At 47.1% G+C, this 23852-nt stretch carries 28 protein-coding genes; 2 read left to right on the forward strand and 26 right to left on the reverse strand.

What is annotated here, in order from left to right; genetic code table 11:
• Positions 1–206: 206 nt before the first annotated feature.
• The 21 genes from MHB37_RS22760 to MHB37_RS22860 form a co-directional block, all read right to left on the reverse strand.
• Positions 207–1109, reverse strand: a complete 903-nt coding sequence (locus MHB37_RS22760) for a TlyA family RNA methyltransferase (protein WP_341164164.1) — start codon at positions 1107–1109, stop codon at positions 207–209.
• A 45-nt stretch (positions 1110–1154) separates the two neighbouring features.
• Complete coding sequence (gene dxs / locus MHB37_RS22765; protein WP_405168568.1) at positions 1155–3059, reverse strand: 1-deoxy-D-xylulose-5-phosphate synthase; 1905 nt, start codon at positions 3057–3059, stop codon at positions 1155–1157.
• Between the two features lie 99 nt (positions 3060–3158).
• Positions 3159–4106, reverse strand: coding sequence for a polyprenyl synthetase family protein (locus MHB37_RS22770; RefSeq protein WP_076129651.1), 948 nt, complete (start codon positions 4104–4106; stop codon positions 3159–3161).
• A complete protein-coding gene (gene xseB / locus MHB37_RS22775) occupies positions 4093–4350 on the reverse strand; it encodes an exodeoxyribonuclease VII small subunit (RefSeq protein WP_036682818.1) in 258 nt (85 codons plus the stop codon). The genes MHB37_RS22770 and xseB overlap by 14 nt, the downstream gene beginning before the upstream one ends.
• Positions 4328–5707 (reverse strand): exodeoxyribonuclease VII large subunit, encoded by a 1380-nt coding sequence (gene xseA, locus MHB37_RS22780; RefSeq protein ID WP_405168569.1) that lies wholly within the window; start codon positions 5705–5707, stop codon positions 4328–4330. The genes xseB and xseA overlap by 23 nt, the downstream gene beginning before the upstream one ends.
• 11 nt (positions 5708–5718) lie before the next feature.
• Positions 5719–6576 carry a bifunctional methylenetetrahydrofolate dehydrogenase/methenyltetrahydrofolate cyclohydrolase FolD gene (gene folD, locus MHB37_RS22785; RefSeq protein WP_341164166.1) on the reverse strand — a complete coding sequence of 286 codons (858 nt, stop codon included), beginning with the start codon at positions 6574–6576 and terminating at the stop codon, positions 5719–5721.
• Positions 6577–6618: 42 nt separating this feature from the next.
• The gene (nusB, locus tag MHB37_RS22790) at positions 6619–7071 is read right to left on the reverse strand and encodes a transcription antitermination factor NusB (RefSeq protein ID WP_036682824.1); all 453 of its coding nucleotides are present in this window, start codon (positions 7069–7071) and stop codon (positions 6619–6621) included.
• A gap of 257 nt (positions 7072–7328) precedes the next feature.
• On the reverse strand, positions 7329–7562 hold the full coding sequence (locus tag MHB37_RS22795; RefSeq protein ID WP_036682825.1) for a DUF2273 domain-containing protein: 234 nt from the start codon (positions 7560–7562) through the stop codon (positions 7329–7331).
• A gap of 15 nt (positions 7563–7577) precedes the next feature.
• On the reverse strand, positions 7578–8117 hold the full coding sequence (gene amaP, locus MHB37_RS22800) for an alkaline shock response membrane anchor protein AmaP (protein ID WP_036682827.1): 540 nt from the start codon (positions 8115–8117) through the stop codon (positions 7578–7580).
• Between the two features lie 74 nt (positions 8118–8191).
• Positions 8192–8608 carry an Asp23/Gls24 family envelope stress response protein gene (locus MHB37_RS22805; protein ID WP_076129649.1) on the reverse strand — a complete coding sequence of 139 codons (417 nt, stop codon included), beginning with the start codon at positions 8606–8608 and terminating at the stop codon, positions 8192–8194.
• Between the two features lie 115 nt (positions 8609–8723).
• Positions 8724–10067: an acetyl-CoA carboxylase biotin carboxylase subunit gene (accC, locus tag MHB37_RS22810; protein WP_076129648.1), complete on the reverse strand. Its 1344-nt coding sequence runs from the start codon at positions 10065–10067 to the stop codon at positions 8724–8726.
• Between the two features lie 54 nt (positions 10068–10121).
• On the reverse strand, positions 10122–10631 hold the full coding sequence (accB, locus tag MHB37_RS22815) for an acetyl-CoA carboxylase biotin carboxyl carrier protein (protein WP_076098642.1): 510 nt from the start codon (positions 10629–10631) through the stop codon (positions 10122–10124).
• A gap of 147 nt (positions 10632–10778) precedes the next feature.
• The gene (locus MHB37_RS22820) at positions 10779–11696 is read right to left on the reverse strand and encodes a SpoIIIAH-like family protein (protein ID WP_036682837.1); all 918 of its coding nucleotides are present in this window, start codon (positions 11694–11696) and stop codon (positions 10779–10781) included.
• A 67-nt stretch (positions 11697–11763) separates the two neighbouring features.
• Positions 11764–12408, reverse strand: a complete 645-nt coding sequence (gene spoIIIAG, locus MHB37_RS22825) for a stage III sporulation protein AG (protein ID WP_175617305.1) — start codon at positions 12406–12408, stop codon at positions 11764–11766.
• A 43-nt stretch (positions 12409–12451) separates the two neighbouring features.
• On the reverse strand, positions 12452–13228 hold the full coding sequence (gene spoIIIAF, locus MHB37_RS22830) for a stage III sporulation protein AF (protein ID WP_339169013.1): 777 nt from the start codon (positions 13226–13228) through the stop codon (positions 12452–12454).
• Between the two features lie 27 nt (positions 13229–13255).
• Positions 13256–14488, reverse strand: coding sequence for a stage III sporulation protein AE (gene spoIIIAE / locus MHB37_RS22835; RefSeq protein WP_341164167.1), 1233 nt, complete (start codon positions 14486–14488; stop codon positions 13256–13258).
• 44 nt (positions 14489–14532) lie between these two features.
• Positions 14533–14922 carry a stage III sporulation protein AD gene (gene spoIIIAD, locus MHB37_RS22840; RefSeq protein ID WP_036682847.1) on the reverse strand — a complete coding sequence of 130 codons (390 nt, stop codon included), beginning with the start codon at positions 14920–14922 and terminating at the stop codon, positions 14533–14535.
• 7 nt (positions 14923–14929) lie between these two features.
• Positions 14930–15133, reverse strand: coding sequence for a stage III sporulation protein AC (spoIIIAC, locus tag MHB37_RS22845; protein ID WP_036682849.1), 204 nt, complete (start codon positions 15131–15133; stop codon positions 14930–14932).
• A 13-nt stretch (positions 15134–15146) separates the two neighbouring features.
• Entirely contained in the window at positions 15147–15665 is a 519-nt protein-coding gene (gene spoIIIAB, locus MHB37_RS22850; RefSeq protein ID WP_076104383.1) for a stage III sporulation protein SpoIIIAB, read from the reverse strand.
• Positions 15658–16659 (reverse strand): stage III sporulation protein AA, encoded by a 1002-nt coding sequence (spoIIIAA, locus tag MHB37_RS22855; RefSeq protein WP_076129644.1) that lies wholly within the window; start codon positions 16657–16659, stop codon positions 15658–15660. Before spoIIIAA ends, spoIIIAB begins: the two co-directional genes overlap by 8 nt.
• 82 nt (positions 16660–16741) lie before the next feature.
• Complete coding sequence (locus tag MHB37_RS22860) at positions 16742–17005, reverse strand: YqhV family protein (RefSeq protein WP_371915730.1); 264 nt, start codon at positions 17003–17005, stop codon at positions 16742–16744.
• 302 nt (positions 17006–17307) lie between these two features.
• On the opposite strand from MHB37_RS22860, the gene MHB37_RS22865 reads away from it, so the two are divergent.
• On the forward strand, positions 17308–18174 hold the full coding sequence (locus MHB37_RS22865) for a YitT family protein (RefSeq protein ID WP_081387084.1): 867 nt from the start codon (positions 17308–17310) through the stop codon (positions 18172–18174).
• Between the two features lie 135 nt (positions 18175–18309).
• Here the strand turns inward: MHB37_RS22865 and MHB37_RS22870 are convergent, their stop codons facing one another.
• The 5 genes from MHB37_RS22870 to MHB37_RS22890 form a co-directional block, all read right to left on the reverse strand.
• On the reverse strand, positions 18310–19563 hold the full coding sequence (locus MHB37_RS22870; RefSeq protein ID WP_036682855.1) for an aspartate kinase: 1254 nt from the start codon (positions 19561–19563) through the stop codon (positions 18310–18312).
• 193 nt (positions 19564–19756) lie between these two features.
• Positions 19757–20305 (reverse strand): dihydrofolate reductase family protein, encoded by a 549-nt coding sequence (locus tag MHB37_RS22875; protein ID WP_339169020.1) that lies wholly within the window; start codon positions 20303–20305, stop codon positions 19757–19759.
• 147 nt (positions 20306–20452) lie between these two features.
• The gene (gene efp, locus MHB37_RS22880; protein ID WP_038572538.1) at positions 20453–21010 is read right to left on the reverse strand and encodes an elongation factor P; all 558 of its coding nucleotides are present in this window, start codon (positions 21008–21010) and stop codon (positions 20453–20455) included.
• 46 nt (positions 21011–21056) lie between these two features.
• Positions 21057–22127: a Xaa-Pro peptidase family protein gene (locus MHB37_RS22885; RefSeq protein WP_036682862.1), complete on the reverse strand. Its 1071-nt coding sequence runs from the start codon at positions 22125–22127 to the stop codon at positions 21057–21059.
• Positions 22128–22201: 74 nt separating this feature from the next.
• The gene (locus tag MHB37_RS22890; RefSeq protein WP_036682865.1) at positions 22202–22693 is read right to left on the reverse strand and encodes a YqhR family membrane protein; all 492 of its coding nucleotides are present in this window, start codon (positions 22691–22693) and stop codon (positions 22202–22204) included.
• A gap of 207 nt (positions 22694–22900) precedes the next feature.
• On the opposite strand from MHB37_RS22890, the gene MHB37_RS22895 reads away from it, so the two are divergent.
• Complete coding sequence (locus MHB37_RS22895) at positions 22901–23848, forward strand: DUF1385 domain-containing protein (protein WP_094901946.1); 948 nt, start codon at positions 22901–22903, stop codon at positions 23846–23848.
• Positions 23849–23852: the final 4 nt, after the last annotated feature.

The following is a 23852-nucleotide window of genomic DNA, read 5'->3' on the forward strand; positions in this document are numbered from 1 at the left end:
CACAGTAAATCCAAAAAAAGATTCAAAATATAAAGACCCGGATTTTATACCGGGTCTTTATTTTAATAAATTCAATCCCTTTGAGCAAATCTGCTCCCTCAATCTTAACAGATGAAGAGGAATTTTCAAGGTTGAACTCTTCAGACTTCCCGCTCAAAAAAAACACCCCGCTGACCATTTGAGGTTGACGGGGTGTTCATAAAGCTCTAACGGCGCGCGGAGTTTCCATGAGTAAAACTCACATTAAAAGTACCCGTAGCCTGCTTAATCACTTCATCAGCAAGGGATGGAAAGTCCTCCACTGGAATGACTGCTGCAACAGCAGCTGCCGGCTGTACGGATGATTCTTCGCCTTCTGCCACTTCTGGCGTCAGTCTCCAATGAGCAAGAAACTCAATATTGCCTTCCCCGCCTGTAATTGGCGAAAAAGTCAATCCATGGAGACCGAATCCTAACTCTGCAGCCATAGTCAGTACATTAATCAAAACCTCTTTATGGACAGCGGAATCACGAATCACACCTGATTTTCCAACCTTCTCACGTCCAGCCTCAAATTGCGGCTTGATGAGTGCAGCGATATCTGCTGGACGTTGCAGCAAGGCTTTGAGGGGTGGGAGAATTATTTTTAAGGATATAAAAGATACATCAATGCTGGCAAAGTCCGGAACAGGACCCTGCAAATCTGTAGGTGTCATATACCGGAAGTTCGTACGCTCCATAACGCTCACTCGCTCATCATTCCGCAGTGACCAATCCAGCTGGTTATAGCCAACATCAATGGCGTACACATGGCTTACACCATTCTGAAGCGCACAATCTGTGAAGCCGCCAGTGGAAGCACCAATGTCCAGCATGTTCCGACCGGTAAGATCAATATTAAATTGGCGAAGAGCCTTCTCCAGCTTTAGGCCTCCACGACTGACATACGGATGCACAGAGCCTTTAACCTTAAGGGTAGACTCCCGCGAGACCTTCATGCCAGCTTTTTCAATACGTTCCTCATCCGCGAGCACCAACCCTGCCATAATAGCAGCTTTAGCTTTCTCCCGGCTTTCATAAAAACCTTGCTCCACAAGCAGTACATCAATCCGTTCTTTACGGTGTTCCATGGTCATCTCCCGATCGTTCAAGGGTTACTAATTTCCGGCTTCCACTTAGGAAGACGAAGTCGTTTTGTAATTATAAGCACTTAGAGCCATCATGGACTTGATACGTGCACATAACGCTTCTACGGTAAGACCTGTTTGCTGACGTTGTTCTTTAATGGAGCCATGCTCCACGAAGATGTCGGGCACACCCATCAGATGTACACGAGCGTCATAAATTTCATGCTCCGCGTAGAACTCCAATACCGCACTGCCGAGACTTCCCGCTTGGCAAGCCTCTTCAATAACAACCATATTGGTTCCAGCATGAGCCAAATCCAGAAGCATGGAATTATCAAGCGGCTTCAGGAAACGCGCATTCACAACGCCCACCTGAATCCCTTCCCGCTTCAGCAAATCAGCGGCTTCTTCAGCCACTTGAACCATAGGACCACATGCCACTACAGCATATCCTTCTCCTATACGCAGTCGTTCCCATGATCCTATAGGAAGGGTATGCAGTTCAGCGTCCATTGCCACACCTGTTCCATTAATACGCGGATAGCGGTAAGCAATTGGACCGTCATTATATTCAAGTGCCGTCTTCATCATATGACGCAGCTCATTTTCGTCTTTTGGCATCATCATAACCATATTAGGGATATGGCGCATAAAAGCAACATCGTACACACCCTGATGAGTCTCACCATCCGCACCCACAAATCCAGCACGGTCAATGGCGAACATAACATTGGCATTATGGCGGCAAATATCATGGACGATCTGATCATAGGCACGCTGCATGAAGGTAGAATACACGGCGTATACCGGCTTCATCCCTTCCATAGCCAAAGCTGCACACAAGGTTGCTGCATGCTGCTCTGCAATCCCCACGTCAATCATACGATCCGGGAATTCCTTCGCAAAAGGAAACAAACCTGAACCGCCTGGCATCGCAGGGGTAACTGCAATCAGACGCGAATCTTCACGTCCTAGCTCAATCAGTGTACTACCAAATACTTCGGTGTACATTGGAGGACCTACAGCTTTAAGTGCCTGACCTGACTCAATTTTGTAAGGGGAAATAGCATGCGATTTATAAAAATCAGTCTCAGCCGGTTTATAGCCCTTGCCTTTGGTCGTCAGCACATGCACAAGCACAGGACCCGCCACGTTATCTGCTTGATGGAAGGTGTCGATCATTTTCTCCAGATCATGTCCATCCACTGGCCCAAGATACGTAAAGCCAAGTTCTTCAAACAATACTCCAGGAACCATCATATATTTAAGACTGTTTTTTAATTGTTCAGCGGTTTTCGCTAATCGTCCACCGATGGCCGGAATCTTCTTAAGCAGCCCTTCAACCTCGTCTTTGGCACGCAAATAATGACGGTCCGAACGAATTTTGCTTAAATAATTGTGCATCGCCCCTACATTCGGAGCAATCGACATTTCATTATCGTTCAAAATAACCATCAGCTTACGCTTCTCATGGCCAATGTGGTTAAGCGCTTCAAAAGCCATCCCGCCGGTAAGCGCACCGTCACCAATCACGGCAATCACCTTGTTGTCTTCGCCTTTTAGATCACGAGCCATAGCCATCCCCATCGCTGCCGACAAAGAGGTGCTGCTATGTCCAGCCTCCCACACATCATGTTCGCTTTCAGAGCGCTTAACAAAGCCGCACAATCCCTGATATTTGCGCAGGGTATCAAAGCGATCTTGACGGCCGGTCAGTATTTTGTGGACATAGGCTTGGTGGCCAACGTCGTAGATCATTTTGTCACGAGGACTGTTGTAGCAATAATGTAAGGCCAGCGTGAGCTCCACCACCCCCAGATTAGAACCGAGGTGCCCGCCGGTTGCTGTAAGCTTCTCAATCAGAAATCGTCGAATCTCCTCTGCTAGAGTAGTTAATTCTTCGACTGACAGTGATTTCAGTTGTTGTGGATCATTTATTTGTGGAAGCAGCACGAATAGTTCCCCGCTTTCCTAGATGTTGTAAAATATATAAAAACCATTATAACACAAACGAAACGGCTGTCGAAATACAGCCGCTTCGAAAGTTCATACTTAGTGATCACGTGCCATTAAATAATCTGCAATTTCCAGCAGGCGCTGGTTGTCGTAAAAACCGCCATTCAGCACAGCATTTCGGGCTGCTTCTGTAAGCTGCTTCACCTCAGCACGAGATTCCTCCAACCCAATAAAATAAGGGTAGGTTACCTTCTGCTGCTTGATATCGCTGCCTGTTTTTTTGCCAAGCTTTCCTTCATCACCAACCAAATCAAGAATATCATCCTGGATTTGAAAAGCTAGTCCGATGCTTGTACCAAAATCACGCAGAGCTTCAAGCTGCTTCTCTGTTGCCCCTGCGATACGTCCGCCGGCTAACAACGAAAAGATAATTAAATCTCCGGTTTTATGCAGATGAATATACTTCAACTGCGCAAGATCTGTTAGTCCTTGCTCGCCTTCCATATCTGCAATCTGACCGCCGACCATGCCGCGTGGACCTGCCATTTCCGCCAGATCCTCCACTATGGATAAAACATTATCAGCAGGAATGCCAAATTTACGGGAGGCTTGTACCACACTATAAAAAGCATGGGTCAAAAGCGCATCACCCGCAAGAATAGCTGATGCTTCACCAAAGACTTTATGATTCGTCAGCTTGCCGCGCCGATAATCATCATTATCCATGGCAGGCAGATCATCATGAATCAACGAGTAGGTATGTACCATCTCAATCGCGGCTGCAACAGGCAAGGCTGCTTCACGGCTGCCTCCCAGTGATTCACAAGCAGCGATCACAAGCAGCGGCCGGAGGCGTTTGCCCCCTGCCATTAGCGAATACTTCATCGCTTGCTGTAAATTTTCTGGAACCGTCCACGCTGCGGGAAGAATAGTCTCAAGCTCATGTGAGAGCAAATCACTTATCGATGCGATGTAATCCTCCAGCGGCTGCCGCATGCTTTCACTTGCGGAGCTTCCCTCCAGATCATTCTCAAAGCGATTCATCGGCGTCCCCTTCCAGACGTGCACCAAACGGCTTTTTGCGCAGTTCTCCGTCCTCTTGGGTAATCATTTCGATCTTACGCTCTACTTGTTCCAGCTTGCTGCCGCAAAGCTGCGATAGCTTCATGCCCTGCTGAAATAAATCGATGGCCTTCTCCAGAGGAACGTCGCCGTGTTCAAGCTCACGAACGATTTCCTCCAGTCGGTCCATAGCGCCTTCAAAATCAAGTTCCGCTTCCTTCGTCATCGTCTTTGCCATCCTCCTTCATCCCCCATACTTGGCAGTTCAGCTGTCCGTCATTCATCTTTATCACCACAAGATCGCCAAGCTGCACCTCGGTCAGCGATTTGATTAAATGTTCTTCCGCCTCGTCATACACTAAGCTGTAGCCTCGCGACATAACTTTTAGCGGGCTCAGCGCATCCAGGTGACGAATCTCTGCCACATAGCGAGATCGCTTCTCCTGCAAACGAGCCTGCATAGCGCCCATTAACTCACGGCGCAGACTGTCCGTGCGCTGACGTGCTGCGGCAACACTGTCGCGCGGATGGAACCGCTGCAGACTGTGATGCAGCACCGCCTTGCGCTCGCGGGAACGGCTGAGCCGTGCATCCGCCGAGCGCTGGAGCCGCTCACGCAGCATGTCCAGCCGCTGCGTGTGCTGAATCAGCGTGCGGCGCGGCCCTGCCAGCGCCAGCGAGCGCTGCAGCACCGAGTGGCGCTCGCGTCCACGCTGGGCGCGTTGTTGCAGCGCCTGGCGCAGCCGCTGCTGCAGCTGGAGAAGCTGCGCAGCTAGCTCGCCGGCATGAGGCACGGCCAGCTCAGCGGCCGCTGTGGGCGTAGCCGCGCGGAGGTCGGCGGCGAAATCGGCAATCGTGAAATCGGTCTCGTGGCCGACGGCCGAGATGACCGGAATCCTTGATGCCGATATCGCTCGCGCGACTTCCTCCTCGTTGAACGCCCACAGCTCCTCCAGCGAACCGCCGCCGCGGCCGACGATAAGCACGTCGGCTTCACCCATGGCGTTCAGCGCACCAATCGCCTTCACTATCGAAGGCGCAGCGCCTTTGCCTTGCACCAGTACGGGATAGATTACAATAGCTACCTGCGGAAACCGCCGCTGAAGCGTAATCACAATATCTCGTACAGCTGCTCCTGTTGGGGAAGTAATCACACCAATACACTTCGGAAACCGCGGCAACGAACGCTTGCGAGCTTCTGCAAAAAGGCCTTCTTTTTCAAGCTTGCTCTTCAGCTGCTCATAGGCCAGATATAAACTGCCAATCCCATCAGGCTGCATATGTGTGGCGTAGAACTGATATTGCCCATCCCGTTCATAAACGGTCACATTACCTCTGGCAATTACCCGAGCGCCTTCTTTCGGAATAAAGGGTAGCCGCTGGTTATGAGAAGCGAACATAATCGCTTTAATGCGGCTGCTCTCGTCCTTAAGTGTAAAATACATATGCCCGCTGCCATGATGTGTAAAGTTGGATATCTCTCCGCGAATCCACACATCCGAAAGTAAATTATCCGAGTCTAGCTTCATGCGGATATAACGGTTGAGTTCTTTGATCGAATAAACCTGCCGCTCTGCCGCCATGAATCTTACCCCTATTCCAGGCCGTGACGGCGTTTAGCCGCAATCAGCGTGTTGCTCATCAGCATTGTAATAGTCATCGGACCAACCCCGCCTGGAACAGGCGTGATGTATCCGGCAACTTCTTTTGCACTTTCATAATCAACATCACCTGCGAGTTTACCGTTATCCAGACGGTTCATGCCCACATCGATGACAACAGCACCCGGCTTCACATAGGAAGCATCAATGAAATTAGCTCGTCCGATCGCTACAACCAAAATATCCGCTTGACGGCTAATCTCTTGCATATTAGCTGTACGGGAATGGCACATAGTTACGGTAGCATTTTCGCGTTGCAACAAGAGGGAAACTGGCTTTCCTACAATATTGCTACGACCAATTACAACGGCATGTTTACCTGCCATACCTGTTCCTGTACGTTTGATCAGTTCGATTACTCCTGCAGGAGTACATGGAAGAAGACTGTCGGCACCGATGACCAGGTTGCCTACATTGACAGGGTGAAATCCGTCTACATCCTTTTCCACAGAGATTGCATCAATAACAGCCTTCTCCTCGATATGCTTAGGCAATGGGAGTTGAACCAGAATTCCGTCGATATCATCGCGTCCGTTTAGCTCTGCTACCAGTGCCAGAAGTTCTTCTTGAGAAGTGGATTCATGCAATTTATGCACTTCCGAATGGAATCCTAAGCTGATACAAGATTTCTCCTTATTGCGAACATAAACCTGAGATCCCGGGTCTTCACCTACTAGAATAACAGCCAAACCGGGCTTTACGCCGCGTTTCGCCAGTTCAGCAACCTCTTGGGCAATGCTAATACGAATTTCCTCGGATACTTGTTTACCACTGATGATTGCTGCTGTCATGTTAGTCTCTCCCCTTTTATATACTTTACTATGGTTTATAAATTAAGAATGGTCAGCTTTAATAGTATCTATCTCTTGGATCATCTTGCCGAGTACTCCGTTAACAAACTTCCCGGAATCATCCGTTCCAAAATGCTTGGCCAAATCGATCGCTTCATTCACCGCAACCTTCGCAGGCACATCATTGGCGAACACCATTTCATACGCTGCTAAACGTAGAATCTGACGATCCACACGTGACAGACGGCTCATTTGCCAGCCCTTCAGGTAATGTTCAAGTATATCGTCGATCGCTACCTTGTGCTCCCATACCCCATTCACATGCTCTACCACATAGTGTTTAAGCTGAATCTCGTCCGTGATTACACGTTCGGTTTCATTCTCTTCTGAAGCTTCCTCGAGCAGCATTTCTACGGCTTCCGCGCTTTCCACATCGTTCATTTCCATCTGATACAGGCTTTGGACAATAATCTCTCTAGCTATACGTCTTTTCATGTGTTCCTCCTAAAATCTTATATCGCATTAAAATATTCACTTGTACTGCAACAACGTCTACAACCCAAATATTGCTTCACACTTATTCATTCTTTCCCTAATCCTGTGAGGATTATTGCACAAAGCGAAGATACCTTCAGAGGAAGCTCGCAAATATACCGATCCCTTGTCGCAAAAAAACCGCAAAGCCTTTCTTCCGGGGGCAACGGACAACACAAACTTACGGTTTCCTGCTCCGGGAAAAAGACTATCGCGGTTCACTTAAAGGGACGCCAGCGTCCGGATAATCGCGAAACCAACTCCTGCCATTGAAACAGGGGCGCTTGCGCGGTATCCTTTCTTTTGCCGAGCGTATATCCGATGAACACTACCAGTGCAAAGAACAGCATATCCCAAAAACCGCAAATTAAATAAATCAAACCCAGACCAATGCCGAAAGTCACTCCGGCGATTCTACCCCCGTGACTTTCCCATACTTCTTTCCAAGACATAAGGGAAACTCACCTCTATTCCACTCGACTTTTGAAGCTTGGAGACTGCGTGAGGTTAGCAATATATACAGACACATCAGCAACCGGAATGCCGGTTGTCTCCTGCACGAAATCATGCACCTGACGTTGTACTTCTGTGGTAAGCAGCGGTAATGAATGCTCACCGTCGACTACTGCACGAATTGTAATTTCAAGGCCAGCCTGCGAGACACGAATACGTGACTTGAGATCTCTGATTCCCTTCACTTTACCGGCAGCCTTAAGACTCAGATTCTCAATAGTTTCCATTGAAATCTGGATATCCCCATACTCTGTACGCTGATCGACCGAAGGCAATGAAGCGCGATCACGGCGCAGAGAGATGTAGAAAAATCGGATGCTCAGAAGGAACAAGACAACTGCTACTATTATTGCTGTAATATAAGCTGCTGGTCCATTCTCAATCTCCAAAGTTCTAGGAATCGCACCGCTTAAGAGGAGGATGGCAATAACAGATAGTATTCCGATACTTAAGCTGTAGACAAACAGCAAAAGTCTGTCCAAAATTTTTGCCACGAGTCTCATAACCTCCTTAAATTAGAGTAAACCCTCGACTTTGCTGTCGGGGGTTTATGGAAGAACGATGACTGCTATTTCACACGAAGAATCGTTTCAGTTTCTTCGTTCTTGTCTACAGTGTTGTTGTTCTTGAATTGCACATCATGAATATGCACATTCACTTCCACAACAGTCAGACCAGTCATAGTCTCGATGGAGCGCTTAACATTACGTTGAATTTCAGCAGCCACTTCAGGAAGGCGATTGCCATATTCAATAATTACAGAAACATCCACCGCAGCTTCACGTTGTCCAACCTCTACTTTAACTCCTTTGGACAGATTCTTACGTCCAAGAAGTTCAACAATACCACCGGCGAATCCGCCGCTCATACCTGCTACACCTTTAACCTCAACGGTCGCCAGACCTGCAATAACCTCGATTACTTCAGGAGCAATCTGGATTTCACCGATTTCCGTCCGTTCGTATTCTGTCGGCAATGTACTCATTTTAGACTTCACACCTTTCAAGAAAGATTGTTCATGATTTCAAGCGTAAAGCACGTCTCTTATTAAACATACTATATCATTTGACGAACTTTATGACAAACAAACCGAAGTCGTCCTAAATTTCATACTCTTCAAGAAACTTAATGTCAAAGTTACCATCCAAAAATACAGGATGCTCCAACAGTTTCTGATGGAAAGGGATGGTGGTATGAATGCCTTCCACGGCGAATTCAGCCAAGGCGCGCTTCATCTTCGCAACCGCTTCCTGACGTGTAGGAGCCCAGACAATCAGTTTTGCAATCATAGAATCATAGAAAGGGGAAATCGTATATCCTGGGTACGCCGCACTATCTACACGAACGCCAAGGCCTCCTGGTGGCAAATAAAAGCCGATTTTTCCTGGTGAAGGCATGAAATTACGCTCAGGATCTTCAGCATTTATACGGCATTCAATGGACCAGCCATTAATCACGATATCTTCCTGAGTGAATGACAGCGGATTGCCTTCTGCTACAGAGATCATTTCCTTAATCAAATCCACACCTGTAACCATTTCTGTTACTGGATGTTCAACCTGAATACGGGTATTCATCTCCATGAAGTAGAACTGTCCATCCGGTCCAAGCAGGAATTCAAGTGTTCCGGCTCCCGAATAATTCACGGCAAGTGCTGCTCGAACTGCTGCATTACCCATTGCTTCCCGAATTTCCGGTGTGAGCACTGAACAAGGTGCCTCTTCAATCAGCTTTTGGCGACGACGCTGCACGGAGCAGTCCCGTTCACCTAAATGCACTACATTGCCATGTTTATCTGCAATAATCTGAATCTCCACATGCTTCATGCCTGTTAGGAATTTCTCCAGATATACACCAGCGTTACCAAACGCCTTTTGTGCTTCCTGTTGTGCAGCAGTAATCTGCTTCACCAAAGATTCCTCGTCCTCAGCAATCCGTATTCCCTTACCTCCGCCACCTGCAGTAGCCTTAACGATGATCGGGTAACCAATATCGCGGCCCAGCATGACAGCTTCCTCTACATCGCCTACAAGACCATCTGAGCCCGGGATAATCGGAACTCCAGCCAGTTTCATGGTTTCCTTCGCCACAGCCTTGTCACCCATACGGTTTATGGCATCTGGAGAAGGTCCTATGAAGATAATATTGCAAGATTCACAAATCTCTGCAAAATCCGCATTTTCAGCTAAAAATCCATAGCCAGGATGGATGGCATCACATTCCGTTAAGGTGGCTACACTCATAATATTTGTAAAGTTCAGATAGCTGTCCTTGGCCGGCATCGGACCGATGCAGTAAGCTTCATCAGCCAACCGGACATGCAGTGAATCCCGGTCGGGTTCCGAATAGACCGCGACGGTGGAAATGCCCAGTTCACGGCAGGCCCTAATAATGCGGACCGCGATTTCGCCGCGGTTGGCAATCAACACTTTTTGAATGTTCATGCGTTTCCTCCCAAAGTTTTGCGAAGCTTCCGCTCCTTAAGTAGTCTGCGGTATTTATTCCGGTTTAACCAAGAATAGTGGTTGACCGTATTCTACAAGCTGACCGTTCTCAGCAAGCACAGACACGATTTCACCTTTGATCTCCGCTTCCAGCTCATTCATCAGTTTCATCGCCTCAATAATGCAAACCGTTGATTTTTCACTTACACGGTCTCCAACATTAACAAACGAAGGCGTTTCCGGAGAAGCGGCACTATAAAAGGTCCCCACCATTGGAGACACAATTTTATGTAGTTTGCCTTCTGCAGCTGCTTGTGGCTGCTGCGCTGGAGGAACTTCACCTACTACCGGATAGGATACTTGCGGTACGCTCTGCGGCTGCGGGGCAGGCGTAAAGGGATAGGCAGCATAAGGAGTCGCCTGTACTGCTGTTCCATCAGCTTCAGGGCGATCCGGTTTGCGAATTGCAAGCTTCATTCCTTCGCTTTCGATCTCCAACTCATGTACAGAGGAGGTCTGGTCCAGCAATTTAATCAATTCCTTAATTTCGCTCAACTTGAACATATATCAGTTCACTCCTTCAGCTTTCTCTCGAAGCCACTTCTTAAGCGGACAAGATAACTTTATGTATTATATCACAATCGGTAAAAATGGAAAGAGCCCGGGGCAACCCGAGCTCTTTCGTCATTTTTCTTTTAATTATACAGCTTATTATTGCTCAGAAACGTATTGTACACTAATTTTATCTTGAGATACACTCAGTTCCTTCATTACGAGATCCACGATGCTGACCGCTTGCTTTACATCCAGTTTGTCGCTGAGAACGACTACTTTATAGCTGTCTCCAGCTTCTTCCTTTACAATCGCTTCGCCATATTTTTGTTGAAGCTGTTCTTCGATACCGGTAATTTTGGATTCTTTTTCTTCAAGATTTAGAAGTTGTTCTTGAGCGACTGCGTTATCAGCAGGTGTTTTGTCCATGTCATTAATCAAAGCAAGCAAGTCTTGTTGGTTCTTAAGATTCTTTTGCTCACGTTCATAAAGGTAGTTAGTGAACATGCTGCTCGCCGATACACTTTGAGAAGCTACTTCATCGAGAATTTCTTTGTCATTTTTGGCTGGAGTCTTGGTTGTTGTATTTGCGGCTGTATCTTTAGCAGATGTATCTGTTTTGGCGGCATCTTTAGCAGCAGTGTCGGTTGTTGCCTTCTCTGAGTCACTGCTATTTGCGGCAGCTTTACTGCTATCGTCCTTAGCAGCTGTAGTTGTACTGTCGTCCGTTTTAGCAGTAGTAGTGCTATCATCCGTTTTAGCGGTAGCAGCACTGTCATCCGTTTTGGCGGCAGTAGCGCTGTCGTCCGTAGTAGCGGCGCCAGTAGTGCTATCTACAACGCCTTCATCGGCAACAACATCGCCTTGACTAACAACTTCGTTCACAACAACACCTTTGTCGCCAACCGTTGGCAACGCTGCACCTGCTGTGTCTTTCAGGGAATCAACCTGCATTGTGCCAGCCGTGTCTTTTGGAATCGAAGCACCTGAGTCTTCAGTGAATAAATAATATGCAGAGAGGACCACCATCAAGCTGAGCATAGAAACCAACCATATCGTTTGTCTTTTGCCGTTCATTCCTAATTCCTCCTAAAATTTAATCTAGTGGCTGCTTCGGAAGCACTCACTTATTGACTTTCTCCTGCTACTCTTGTTTGCGTGGTACTACTGAAATGCGCTGGATTGGGACGTTCAAGCCTTTTTCTATAGCCTGCTCGACGAGTCCACGAACCACCTTGTTCTCTGCCCCTTTGGCAACTACCAGTACGCCGCGTACCTGAGGTTTGATCCGCTTCGTCACAATGGGTGTCTCGTCCCCTGATTGCGAGTAGGTTACGATTTCGCCATCCCTCGTATATTGTGTCGTATGACGTTTCCCCCCACTGGCATCCGTCTCTTCACTAAGCTGTTGGGAGTCATTCATATTACGCACCACGACAATTTCTTCTGTAGACTCCACTGTAACCATGATATCGACTGTACCGACGCCAACGATTTTCTCCAAAATTTCCTTCATCCGGTTCTCCATCGCTAGTTCGATGCTGTCGAACGAATTGGTCGTTGTGGTTGGATCACTCTGCACCAGCGCCGTTTGAGAGGACTGATTCACCGGCGGCTCACGCCCTGTATTCTCGTTATCAATCCTCTTCACATTGACGAAGGAATTGAATAGCATGATCGCTGCGCCCAGCAGACCCAGAATGATCAGCCAGCGAAAGGTATGGCTTCTCTTCGGACTGCCGGCCCCACCCCCAGCCCACTGCTCAAGCTTTTTCAGCCAATTGCTCACTCCCATCCCTCCTAAAAATTATAGTTTCTTAGAAACATCAAGCTCATGATTTGACGTTACTAGCCACGCTGCCATCCACCTGAATGACTTTGGGATCCAAATCCCACTTCAGTTCCAGCAGCTTTACAATGGACTCCATTTCACTCGAGGACGCGCTGTCTTCAGCTACAGTTCCGTTCACTGCTTTATTAGGTTCAGCTGATGATGTTGCTTCACTCTCTACGTTATCTGCCGGATTAGCGCCAATTTTAACTTCTACAGGTGCTACAGGAGAGATTGTAATGGGTGCTGTAGTCGCTGTGCTGGAAGCTCCGGAAGTACCAGGGGAGTTAGCCGTTGTCTGAGGCATAGAGACCCTTACATTGGAAATGACAGGAACGTCTTCGTTACCAGTGCCGCCAGACTTCCCCATGCCCAGCGTTACGGTGACATTAACCCCGCGTTTGCCGGTCTCACTGATAATCTGCTCTTTCATCTGACCCGCCACCTCTTCGGCAGCGAGCTGCAGACTCTGTTCCTGACGGCCTTGTGCAAGCTTTTGCCCATCTGCCAGAATCTGTTCCAAGGATGGGTCTCCCTTCCCTCCGCCAGTGAACAAACCGCCCTCTTTCTCTTGCTGTCCCATAGCGACACTCAGTTCGGAGATTGCATCACCTTTCAGGAGAGAGACGATAGGGCTGAGCATCGTGAGCAGGATTAGGAGACTTAGCACCAATCTTGCATAACGCTCCATGGATTTGCTTGGGAGCAGCAATTCAACAAATGACGCCAACAGCACAACCAGGATGATCTCCCGCAGCCAACCGCCTAACCAGCTCATGGTTTCCCTCCTAAAGGTTTTGTTGCTTCACCTCATCATTACGGTCAAATTGCCCGCAGTCAGCATGATCGTAACCGCCATAAAAAACATTAAGGAAACAGCAGCCAAAGCAGCGAATACGTACACCATGCTTTTTCCAATCGTCTGGAGACAGACTACAATCGGTGTCTCTCCCAGCGGCTGCATCACAGCGGCGGCTATGTTGTAGATAAGGGCAAGCACCAGGATTTTGATTGCCGGAAAAGCACACAGGAACAATATGATAATGACACCCGATAACCCGATCGCATTCTTCACCAGCAGTGAAGCTGAGATTACTGTGTCTGTGGCATCCGCGAACATTTTGCCGATGACCGGAACAAAATTCCCTGTAATATATTTAGCGGCCCTAATGGTGACCCCATCGGTTACTGAGCTTGTTATCCCTCGAACGGAAATTACACCTAGGAACACAGTTAGCAGTACACCTAACAGTCCAGCACCGATGTTTCGCAGCAGGTTAGCCAGCTGGGTTAATTTATATTTCTCTGACAATGCGCTGACCAGATGCAGCACTGCCGAGAAGAAAAGAAGCGGAAAAACAAGGGTGTGGATCATGGTGCCAACCGTATGAATCATAAAAACAATTAACGGATGGGTGACAGAGACCGTAACGATATTCCCCATCGAAGCCAGCAGCGCGAACAGCAGTGGAATCATCGCCATCATGAAATCGATCATCCGATCGATAGCATCCTTTGCATAACCAATAGCGATATTGAAGCTGTTCACGGCAATTACCAGCACCACCATATAACAGAGCGTATAAGCGACCTTACTGACCGTTTTTCGCTCAAAAGCGGTTTGCAGCGTCTCCAGAATCATGCTGAGCACACTGATCATCACAATCGTCACGAGCAGCTTTCCGTTGTACAGCACCTCATGCCACATAAAGCCTAGAAGCCCAGATAACACACCCTTCAAGCTGAGCCCCTTATCTCCTGGAAGCAGCATGTCCATTAGCGTGGGTGTGGCCCCGTCCGGGAAAAAACCACCATAATCCTTCATCAGCTGATCCCAGTACGACTCGACTTTATCTTTGGGTAAATTATTCACCTGGCTCTTGACCCACTGGTCTACCGGGGAGGAACTGCCGGATTCTGATGTTGAGGAAGCTTGCACACTCTGAGCTGTACCTGCAAACCATAGAATGAAAAAGAATGGAAGCAGCAGCAGTATTATTTTTAGTTTTGGAGGACGGAAAACACTGTGCTCTTGCATAATTTCTCCTCCCGATCCGTTGCTCAGCTCTCTTTACGATTGCTTTAAGCAGGCAGTAGTTTCATGACGGTTTCGATAATGATGCTGATGATGGGTACGGCTAGTACCATAATTAGTACTTTGCCGGCGAGTTCTATTTTGGAAGCAATCGATTCCTGACCGGCATCTCGTACAATCTGTGCACCGAACTCCGCGATATAGGAAATGCCGATGATTTTGAAAACAGTCTTCAAATAAATCATTTCCATCCCCGATGACTCAGCCACCCGCTCCAGTGTAGAGAGGATCATTCCGATCTTGCCGATGAGAAACATAAAAATTAGAATTCCTGTTGTAGTAGCAAGAAGGAAGGCGAACATCGGTTTTTGTTCCTTCAGTACGAGAATCAATATGGTCGATATCAGCCCAATCCCAACAACTTGAATAATCTCCATAGCACGCCTATTGAAAAAGAAAGATCGTTTTTATTTCCTGCAGCAACCCGTCCAGCATCCGAATCACCATGAACAGCACGACTACGAACCCGATCACGGTGACCCAATGTGCGAAATCCTCTTTTCCCATCTGTTTGAGCACCGTGTGGATCATGGCGATAATTATGCCAATGCCGGCAATTTGAAAAATCGCATTGACTTCAATATTCATTCCTGGCACCTCGCTAAAAGATCAAAATGACGATCAGTACTCCAAGCAGCAGACCCAGGCTTTTACTTAACTTTTCATATTTGCCTTGATCCTCTCTGGCCACCGACTCCTCCTGCTTCAATTGCTGCAATGCTAATGCGATATGAGTGCTCTGATTCGACCTATCGCTTGTGCCGAGAGTACAGCTGAGCTGGCGAAGAATCTCTCTTTCTGTCCCCTTCATAGCGGTAGACTTCCAATATGCTTCCATCGCCCGCTGGATGGCATCCTGGGCGCTTCTGTCATAGGGAGGACTCATCTCCTCCGCTGTTTTGACAAACAACGATTTCAGCGGGTCCTTCGACTGATTCCCAATCCGCCGCATGGCTTCCGGCAGTGGGGTGAAGCCGTACATGATCTCTGTTTCCAACCGCTGTAGTGCTGCTATTAAACCTCTGATATGTCTGGGCCTGTCTGCATATTGACGAGCAAACTGGAGACCTGCAAGCGTACCAGCCACCACAATGAGCACAGCACCGAACAGCTTAAGCATGCAAATCACCACCTAGTCGATCCCCGGGAGAGATAAGCAGCATTCCTCTTTTCTGGCCATCCAGAATACGAAACGTGAGGCCTGCTTCTGAACGATGGAGTATGACATATCTCTCGAACATCTTTTGTTCCAGCAGTCCTCCAAGACCCGGCCTACGAGCCAACTCTGTTACATCTTTTCCGTGAGCGGAAGCAATGACAGATATTCCGGCATGCAGGGCCTCGGTAACTGCTTCGGCATCTTCAGGACGCCCAATCTCATCCGCGATTAATACATCTGGCGATAGCGACCGGATCATCATCATCATGCCTTCTGCCTTGGGACAGCCATCAAGAACATCAGTCCGCGGACCCACGTCAAAAGCGGGAACACCACGCCGGCTGCCAGCAATTTCAGACCGTTCGTCAACAATTCCCACCTTTAGCCCCGGTCTAATCCCTTCGCGCTTGCCCAATTCCCCTAAGGAGATTTGTCTTGCAAGATCGCGGAGCAGGGTAGTCTTGCCATGTTGTGGAGGGGAGAGAATCAAGGTGTGCATCATTCGCTGCCGCCCCTTGTCCAGTAAATAAGGCAGCACTCCATCTGCGATTCCAGGTACTTCTCGAGCAATACGGACATTAAAGCCAGTGATATCACGAAGATGCTCTACACCTCCGCCACTCAGTACTGTCCGGCCAGCAAGTCCTATCCGATGACCGCCGGGAATCGTAATAAATCCTTTTCTCAGCTCTTCTTCCATCGTATATAGCGAATGGTTGCTGATCAGGTCTAGCAGTCGATGAGTGTCTTCCCGATCCGGCTTGTAAGCTTCTTCAGGCCTCTGCGTCAAACTGCCATTCACTCTTAGAAAGTGATATTTACCAGAGTAGTTAATTTCCAACGGACGACCTTCACGGACACGAATCTCCTCCACCATTCCTAGCAGCGGAAGGGGAAGGCACTTTAACAGCGCTCTTACTTTTTCAGGAAACAATTGCAGCCAATCATCTGCCATACAAAGTACCCCCAAGCTGTCCTCTACTTAATTGCTTTATTCCATATTTATGCTTGTACGCGCCCAATATGCCTATCATCTATCATTTTTTCAAAATCCCGATTAAGAGAAAGGCTACACCGCAGCCCACCCAGCCTAATTTGCTCCATGACAGCTGCTGTGCCATCCCAGTCAGACCAATAGCTGTCGTCAATATCAATATGGTCGGGCCTACCAAAGCCAGTCCAGAATTGACAGCCAGCGCCTTATCGACCTGATTTAATCTGAGCATTATCAGCGCAGCTATAATCTCTGCACTGCCCGAGAACAACCGCAGAGTCGCCATCCAGCTTACATACTTGTCCAATCTACTCCACTCCTTTTACTAATTCATTCATACCAAAAGAGATCTGAGGCTTGTTTAGCTTTCTATTATTCATGGATATGCGTGGCTTTTTCACTTTAGACAATGAGAAATGACAGATTTGCAGATCAGACTGTGAAAGAATTCATAGTGAGTGGGTTCATAAATAAATATAATCAGTACGATAAAATAATTTTTACGAACGCCTTCATCTGTGGTATCCTTTTTAATTGGAAATATAGTGAGTTTATATTTTCAAAAAAAGGCAAACTAAAAAGACATAAGAAAAAGAGGGGATTTGTGTCATGCACGTACGAAATTACGGGCTACCGCTCAGCATGCGGTCCGTAGTCAGACCAGTAAGAGAAGCGGCAATCATTATTTTTTCAGCTTTTTTAGTCGCCGCAGGGATGAGATTATTTTTAATTCCTCATCAACTGCTAAGCGGCGGGGTAGCAGGGGTGGCTTCAGTCATCGGGTATGTAACTAATCCGAAGTACATCTCAATCATTTATTTTGCGATAAACCTTCCTGTTCTGATCTGGGGATTTATTGCAGTGGGGAAAAAGTACATCTTACTAAGCATGCTTTCCGTTTTAGCTACCACCTGGTTCATGACAATTATTCCTGCGGTGAAAGTGACCAAAGACCCGATTTTGGCTAGTATTTTTGGCGGCGTAATTATTGCTGGCGGGGTTGGATTTTCTCTCCGTGCCGGGGGTTCATCTGGAGGATTTGATATATTAGGCTCGATTATTACACGTAAGCGGGATATTCCTATTGGGAATGTACTCTTCGTAATGGATGGGCTCGTTATTCTGAGTTTAGGCTTCTTTAAAAGCTGGGACTCAGCCTTATACGCTATGCTCTGTATTTTTGTGAAAAGCAGAGTGGTTGATATGATTCATATTCGTCATGTTAAGCTAACCTGCTTCATTGTTACCAAGGAACGGGATAAAATGCTGAATCGTCTTAGAGAGCTGCCTCATGGCATCACAGTAGTCAACGCAGAGGGCGGCTACAGTCACGAGGGCAATACAATGCTGATGACCGTAACGACCCGCTATGAGCTTTCAGAGCTGCGTAAGACTATCCTTGAGACGGATCCAAGCTCTTTCGTCAATGTACTCGAGACTGTTGAAATTCTAGGCCGATTTAGACGTTTAGGATAAATACCCATATAGATGTAAAAAGGAACGCTGCATTCAAACCTGCAGCGTTCCTTTTCATTTATAGCGGGATGCCCAAAAAGGAGACCCCGTAGCTAAATAGCTGTAGGATCTCCCTTTTTATTGATTGAACGGCTCTTAACGACGATCCTTAGGACCACCAACAAAGGCCTGCTCAGTTGTATCCAGATTATAAGCGGTGTGAAGCGCCTGAATGATCGATGGCAAATTACCGGATTCGATTACACAAGAAACCTTAATTTCTGACGTGCTGACCATCTTAATGCTTACGCCCTCTTGGGAGAGTACATCAAACATTTGAGCTGCAACACCAGGATGGCTAACCATACCCGCACCAACAATAGAAACCTTCACAAGGTTATCCTCGGACGTTACTTCACGGTAAGGTAAAGTTTTATGGATTTCTTTAATGACTTCCTTCGCACGATCCAGTTCATCAAGTGAAACTGTAAATGAGAAGTCAGCCTGTTCATTCTGCACACCACTTTGCACAATGATATCTACGTTTACGCCTTCTTCAGCCAGCTTGCCGAAGACTTGAGCGAGTACACCCGGTACATCAGGTACTCCTAGAATACTGACACGCGCTACATTCTTATCATAAGCAATCCCACTAACTACGACACCTTGCTCCATGCTTGCTTCCTCCTTCACAACAGTACCTTCATTATGATTAAAGCTCGATCTAACGACCAGCTTAACTTGATGACGCTTAGCATACTCCACTGCACGCGGATGTAGTACCGCCGCTCCCAGATTGGCAAGCTCTAGCATCTCATCGTATGAGATTTCGTTCAGCTTGCGGGCTGTTTTCACAATGCGTGGATCTGTAGAATAGATACCATCAACGTCGGTATAAATCTCACATACATCTGCTTGAATAGCAGCCGCAAGGGCTACAGCTGTCGTGTCCGATCCTCCGCGGCCCAGGGTAGTGATCTCACCATCCAAAGTCATCCCTTGGAAACCGGCAACGATAACGATCTGTTCGCGTTCCAAAGACGCTACTACACGGTGTGGATCAATATCATTGATACGAGCTCTACCGTGGGTTTCGTCTGTACGGAACCCGGCCTGCCATCCTGTATAAGATACTGCATTCCGCCCGATCCCATGAAGAGCTATGGACAAAAGAGCAACGGAAATCTGCTCTCCTGTTGTCATCAGCATATCCATTTCACGTGCAGGCGGCTGCCCGTTTAATTGCTTCGCCGTATCGATCAAATCATCTGTTGTATCCCCCATAGCAGATACAACTACAACGCAGCGATGTCCCTCATCCTGCTTGTCTGCGATGCGCTTGGCAACACGTTGCATGCGTTCTGTGTCGCCGACGGAGCTGCCTCCGAATTTCATAACATAAAGTGACAAAGTCCCACTCACTCCCCATATCGGTCTATGTAGTTGCTTCTAATCGGTTTCCCGCTTTAAACCAGTATAATACGAAAATAGCGTAATGCGTTAATGATTTCATTAAAAAATTATTGATTTTCCAGAAGCTAACAAAAAGATAAGGTCAGCTTCAAGACACTAGCTGACCTCATTTCACTCGTCTTCCAGTTTTTTATTGAGAAGCTGGTCGATAAGTCAAGGCCATCACTCCAGAACTGAATCTTTTGGAGTCCACTAGCTCCAACGTCTTCTCTTCACCAACGTTATCGAACAGGCGCTGACCGCTACCCAGCAGAATCGGGAAGACCAGAAGCTGATATTCATCGACAAGGCCAAGCTGCATCAGGCTCTGCGCAAGCGTACGACTGCCAAAAACGAGAATATCTCTCCCCGGCTGTTCTTTCAGCTTGGACACCTCTTGAACAAGATCGCCCTTGAGCAAGCTTGAATTGCTCCATGTTGTTTCTTCGAGAGTTGTGGAGACTACGTACTTGGCGTATCCATTCATCATTTCACCGTACTCACCTGTCTGCTCAACCATATTTGGCCAAGCCTCTGCAAAACCTTCGTAGGTTGTCCGTCCTAACATTAGAGCGTCAGCAGCTTTCAGTTCAGCAAATTTGAAATGCTCCTGTTCTTCACTTCCGAATGAGAAGGTCCATTGTGGATTTTCCATAACACCATCAAGGGATATGAACTCAGATATAATTAATTTTCTCATATGCGCCTCCTTCTAATCCTTTAATTCGTAAGTATAATATTCCACACCCATACTGTTCCTCATGCATCCTCGTTTATATACCAAAAACCCCCCACCGTAATAACGGGGGAGGCTGATTGGTTATAAGTTCGGCAAGTATGATGCTTCCTACGCGCGGGAGATATATTTACCTTCGCGAGTATCAATAAGCAGCACATCTCCTTCATTGATGAACAGAGGAACTTGTACAGAATGACCTGTTTCAAGCTTGGCCGATTTAGTAGCGCCTTGAGCAGTATTTCCCTTCACACCTGGCTCAGTTTCAACAACCTTCAGCTCTACGCTGGTAGGCAGGTTAATCCCAAGGATTTCACCTTGGTAACTGATGATGTTTACAGTCATGTTCTCTTTAAGGAAGTTCAATTCCCATTCAAGCTGCTTGCTGGACAATTCGAATTGGTCATAAGTTTCGTTGTCCATGAAAGCATGCTCCGATCCGCTTGCATACAAATATTGCACGCCACGGTTCTCAATAATAGCACGGCCAATAGTTTCACCAGCACGGAAAGTACGCTCAACAGTGTTACCATTGCGCAGGTTTTTCAGCTTAGAGCGAACGAACGCAGCACCTTTACCTGGTTTAACGTGCTGGAAATCAAGAACGGTAAAAATATCACCGTCCACCTCTACGGTCAAGCCTGTCTTAAAATCGTTTACTGAAATCACTAAAAATCCCTCCTGAATTCGATAATTAAACTACTACTTTTCTTACTTACAGTACTGTATATTCTTTGGACGAATGGGTCAGCAGCGATATTCCGCTCTCGGTGATCACAATATCGTCTTCAATACGTACTCCGCCAATCCCCGGCAAATAGATACCTGGTTCTACAGTAACGACCATTCCCGGCTGCATGATATCGTCACTCAGCTTGGACAAACGCGGCCATTCATGAACTTCCATTCCAAGTCCATGACCCGTGCTATGTCCAAATTGATCACCATATCCGTAGCTAGCGATGATATCACGTGCCAGTGCATCACATTCCCGTCCAGTCATACCCGGTTTGATATGTGCCAACGTATGTAGCTGAGCTTCCAGCACAATATCATAGATTTCTTTCAGCTTCGGATCTGGAGCTCCGAGTGCAATGGTACGAGTCACATCTGAGCAGTATCCATCGAGTAATGCGCCGAAATCAAGCGTAATAAATTCATTACCTTGAATTACACGGCTGCTTGCTACGCCATGCGGCATGGACGAACGTTCACCTGAAGCAACAATCGTATCAAACGATGACGCAGTTGCCCCGTGGGTACGCATATAGAATTCCATTTCCAAATCGACGTCTCTTTCAGTCATGCCTGGTTTGATCACATTCAGAATATGATTGAATGTAGCATCAGCCAGATCAGCTGCACGTTGCATAACAGCAAGCTCTTCAGCATCCTTGAACATACGGAGGTCTTCCACGGCTTTGGAAACTGGAACTAACACTGCCGGCTTAAGGGCTTCCGCATATGAGGTATAAGCGCTGAATGAGACATCATCCTGTTCGAAACCAACACGTACCTCACTGCCTGTTGGCAGCAACTCGCGTACTGTATCAATAAATTTAGGACCATGCTCTACAACCTTAACTCCTACCGCTTGATCCGCAGCCTGTGTCATGTACCTGAAGTCAGTTAGCAGATAACAATCATCACTTGTCACCAATACATAACCGGACGATCCGGTAAATCCACTTAAATAGCGGCGGTTATAACCGCTGGTTATCAACATTGCTTCCAATCCTTTATCCTGCAAAACCTTACGCAGCTTGGAGACGCGCTCGTTACCCATTTTCATTCTCCTCTCGAAATAGCCACATTGTATTTTAACATAGGGATATCCCCTTGAGAAGTTTTTTCGAGCCGTTAGGCAAGTGCAGTCGCTTGCTCACGCTTTCGTTCGTCGGTATACTCAATCGCCGCTGTGTATCCAATGAACATCCCCCAAAGTAAAAAAAGGCAGAACTCACTAATCACAGTGTTCCACGGCAGCTTAAAAGGCGGCTGCATAAGAAACATTTGCGAGCCGGGAATAAATATAACTACCCACCACAAAACACCATAAACCAATCCTGGCCAAGGTCCCTTCAGCTTGCGCAGAATAAGCACGTATAGCAGTGAGGCTATCACTGAAAATAAGATGAAAAACAAATAACCCACGAGATGTCCATACATTGTTGTCAGAAAAGTATGTTTAAAAAACGGCTCTGCTAAATAACCAGGACTAACCTTGGTAAAGCTGAACCAGTAGATTAACCAGTGCAGCCCTCCCCAAATCAAACCTGCGAAAAAACCTAATTCGAGCGCAAAAAACCAAATATTAGTATGATCTGATTGTTGTTGATGTGATTTGCTCATAGAATTGCCTCTCTTTCCGTATTTTTAATACCGATTTGTCTCTCCTTGTCCATATAAGGTAGTATGTGCAGCAAAAGGCGATCCAACTAGTAATGTCTTCAAAAATTAGTTACAATGTATTATATAAATCATATTAATTACGGGAAGGTGAATTGGTTGTCCCAGGAAACTCCCAGCTATGGCGGCCAAGCCGTCATTGAAGGCGTCATGTTCGGCGGCAAGCATATTAATGTAACAGCCGTGCGACGAAAGAATCAGGAGATTACATTTTTGGAGGTGCCAAGAAGCGATAAGAGCTGGGTCACTAAACTGCGCAAGATTCCGCTGCTTCGCGGCCTTGTCAGTATTATAGATGCCAGCGCCAAAGGCTCTAAGCACTTGAACTATTCGGCTGAATCCTATGCCGAAGATGAATTGGAACCCGAAGAACTGGCGAAAGAGAAAGCTAAGCCGAAGAAAAAGGACGAAGGCTGGAGCCTCGGAATGATTTTTGGCGTTGCTGTAATGGGTATTCTCTCCTTCTTATTCGGAAAGCTCATTTTTACGCTTGTACCAGTATTTGTCGAAGATTTTTTATTCAAGAATGCATTTGATAACTATGTACTGCACAACCTCATAGAAGGCGGCATTAAAATGGTTCTCTTGCTGGTCTATTTATGGGCGATTTCGCAAACACCTGTGATCAAGCGGCTATTCCAGTATCACGGTGCGGAACACAAAGTCATCAGCGCCTTTGAAGCAGGCGAAGAGCTGACTGTCCAGAACGTTCAGAAATACAGCCGTCTGCATTACCGCTGCGGAAGCAGTTTTATGATGCTGACGATTATCCTCGGCGTTATTATTTACTCCGTAGTACCCTGGGATAATCTTTGGGAACGTGTGATCCAACGGATTATTCTGCTGCCTGTCGTAATCGGTGTTTCGTTTGAGGTTCTGAAGGGTACCAACGCAGTAAGAGAAATTCCAGGTCTCAAATACTTGGGATACCCTGGACTATGGCTGCAGCTGCTCACTACCAAAGAACCAAAGGATGATCAGGTAGAAGTATCCATCGCCTCTTTCAATCGTATGCGTGAGCTTGATGCAGAGATTGAAGCCAGAGGATATACGGAGGCAAGTGTGTCAGGCGGCATATTGGATCCTGCGAAAGGATGAGTGT

This window comes from Paenibacillus sp. FSL H3-0286 (assembly GCF_045040705.1).
GTDB classification, from domain to species: Bacteria; Bacillota; Bacilli; order Paenibacillales; family Paenibacillaceae; genus Paenibacillus_AQ; species Paenibacillus_AQ odorifer.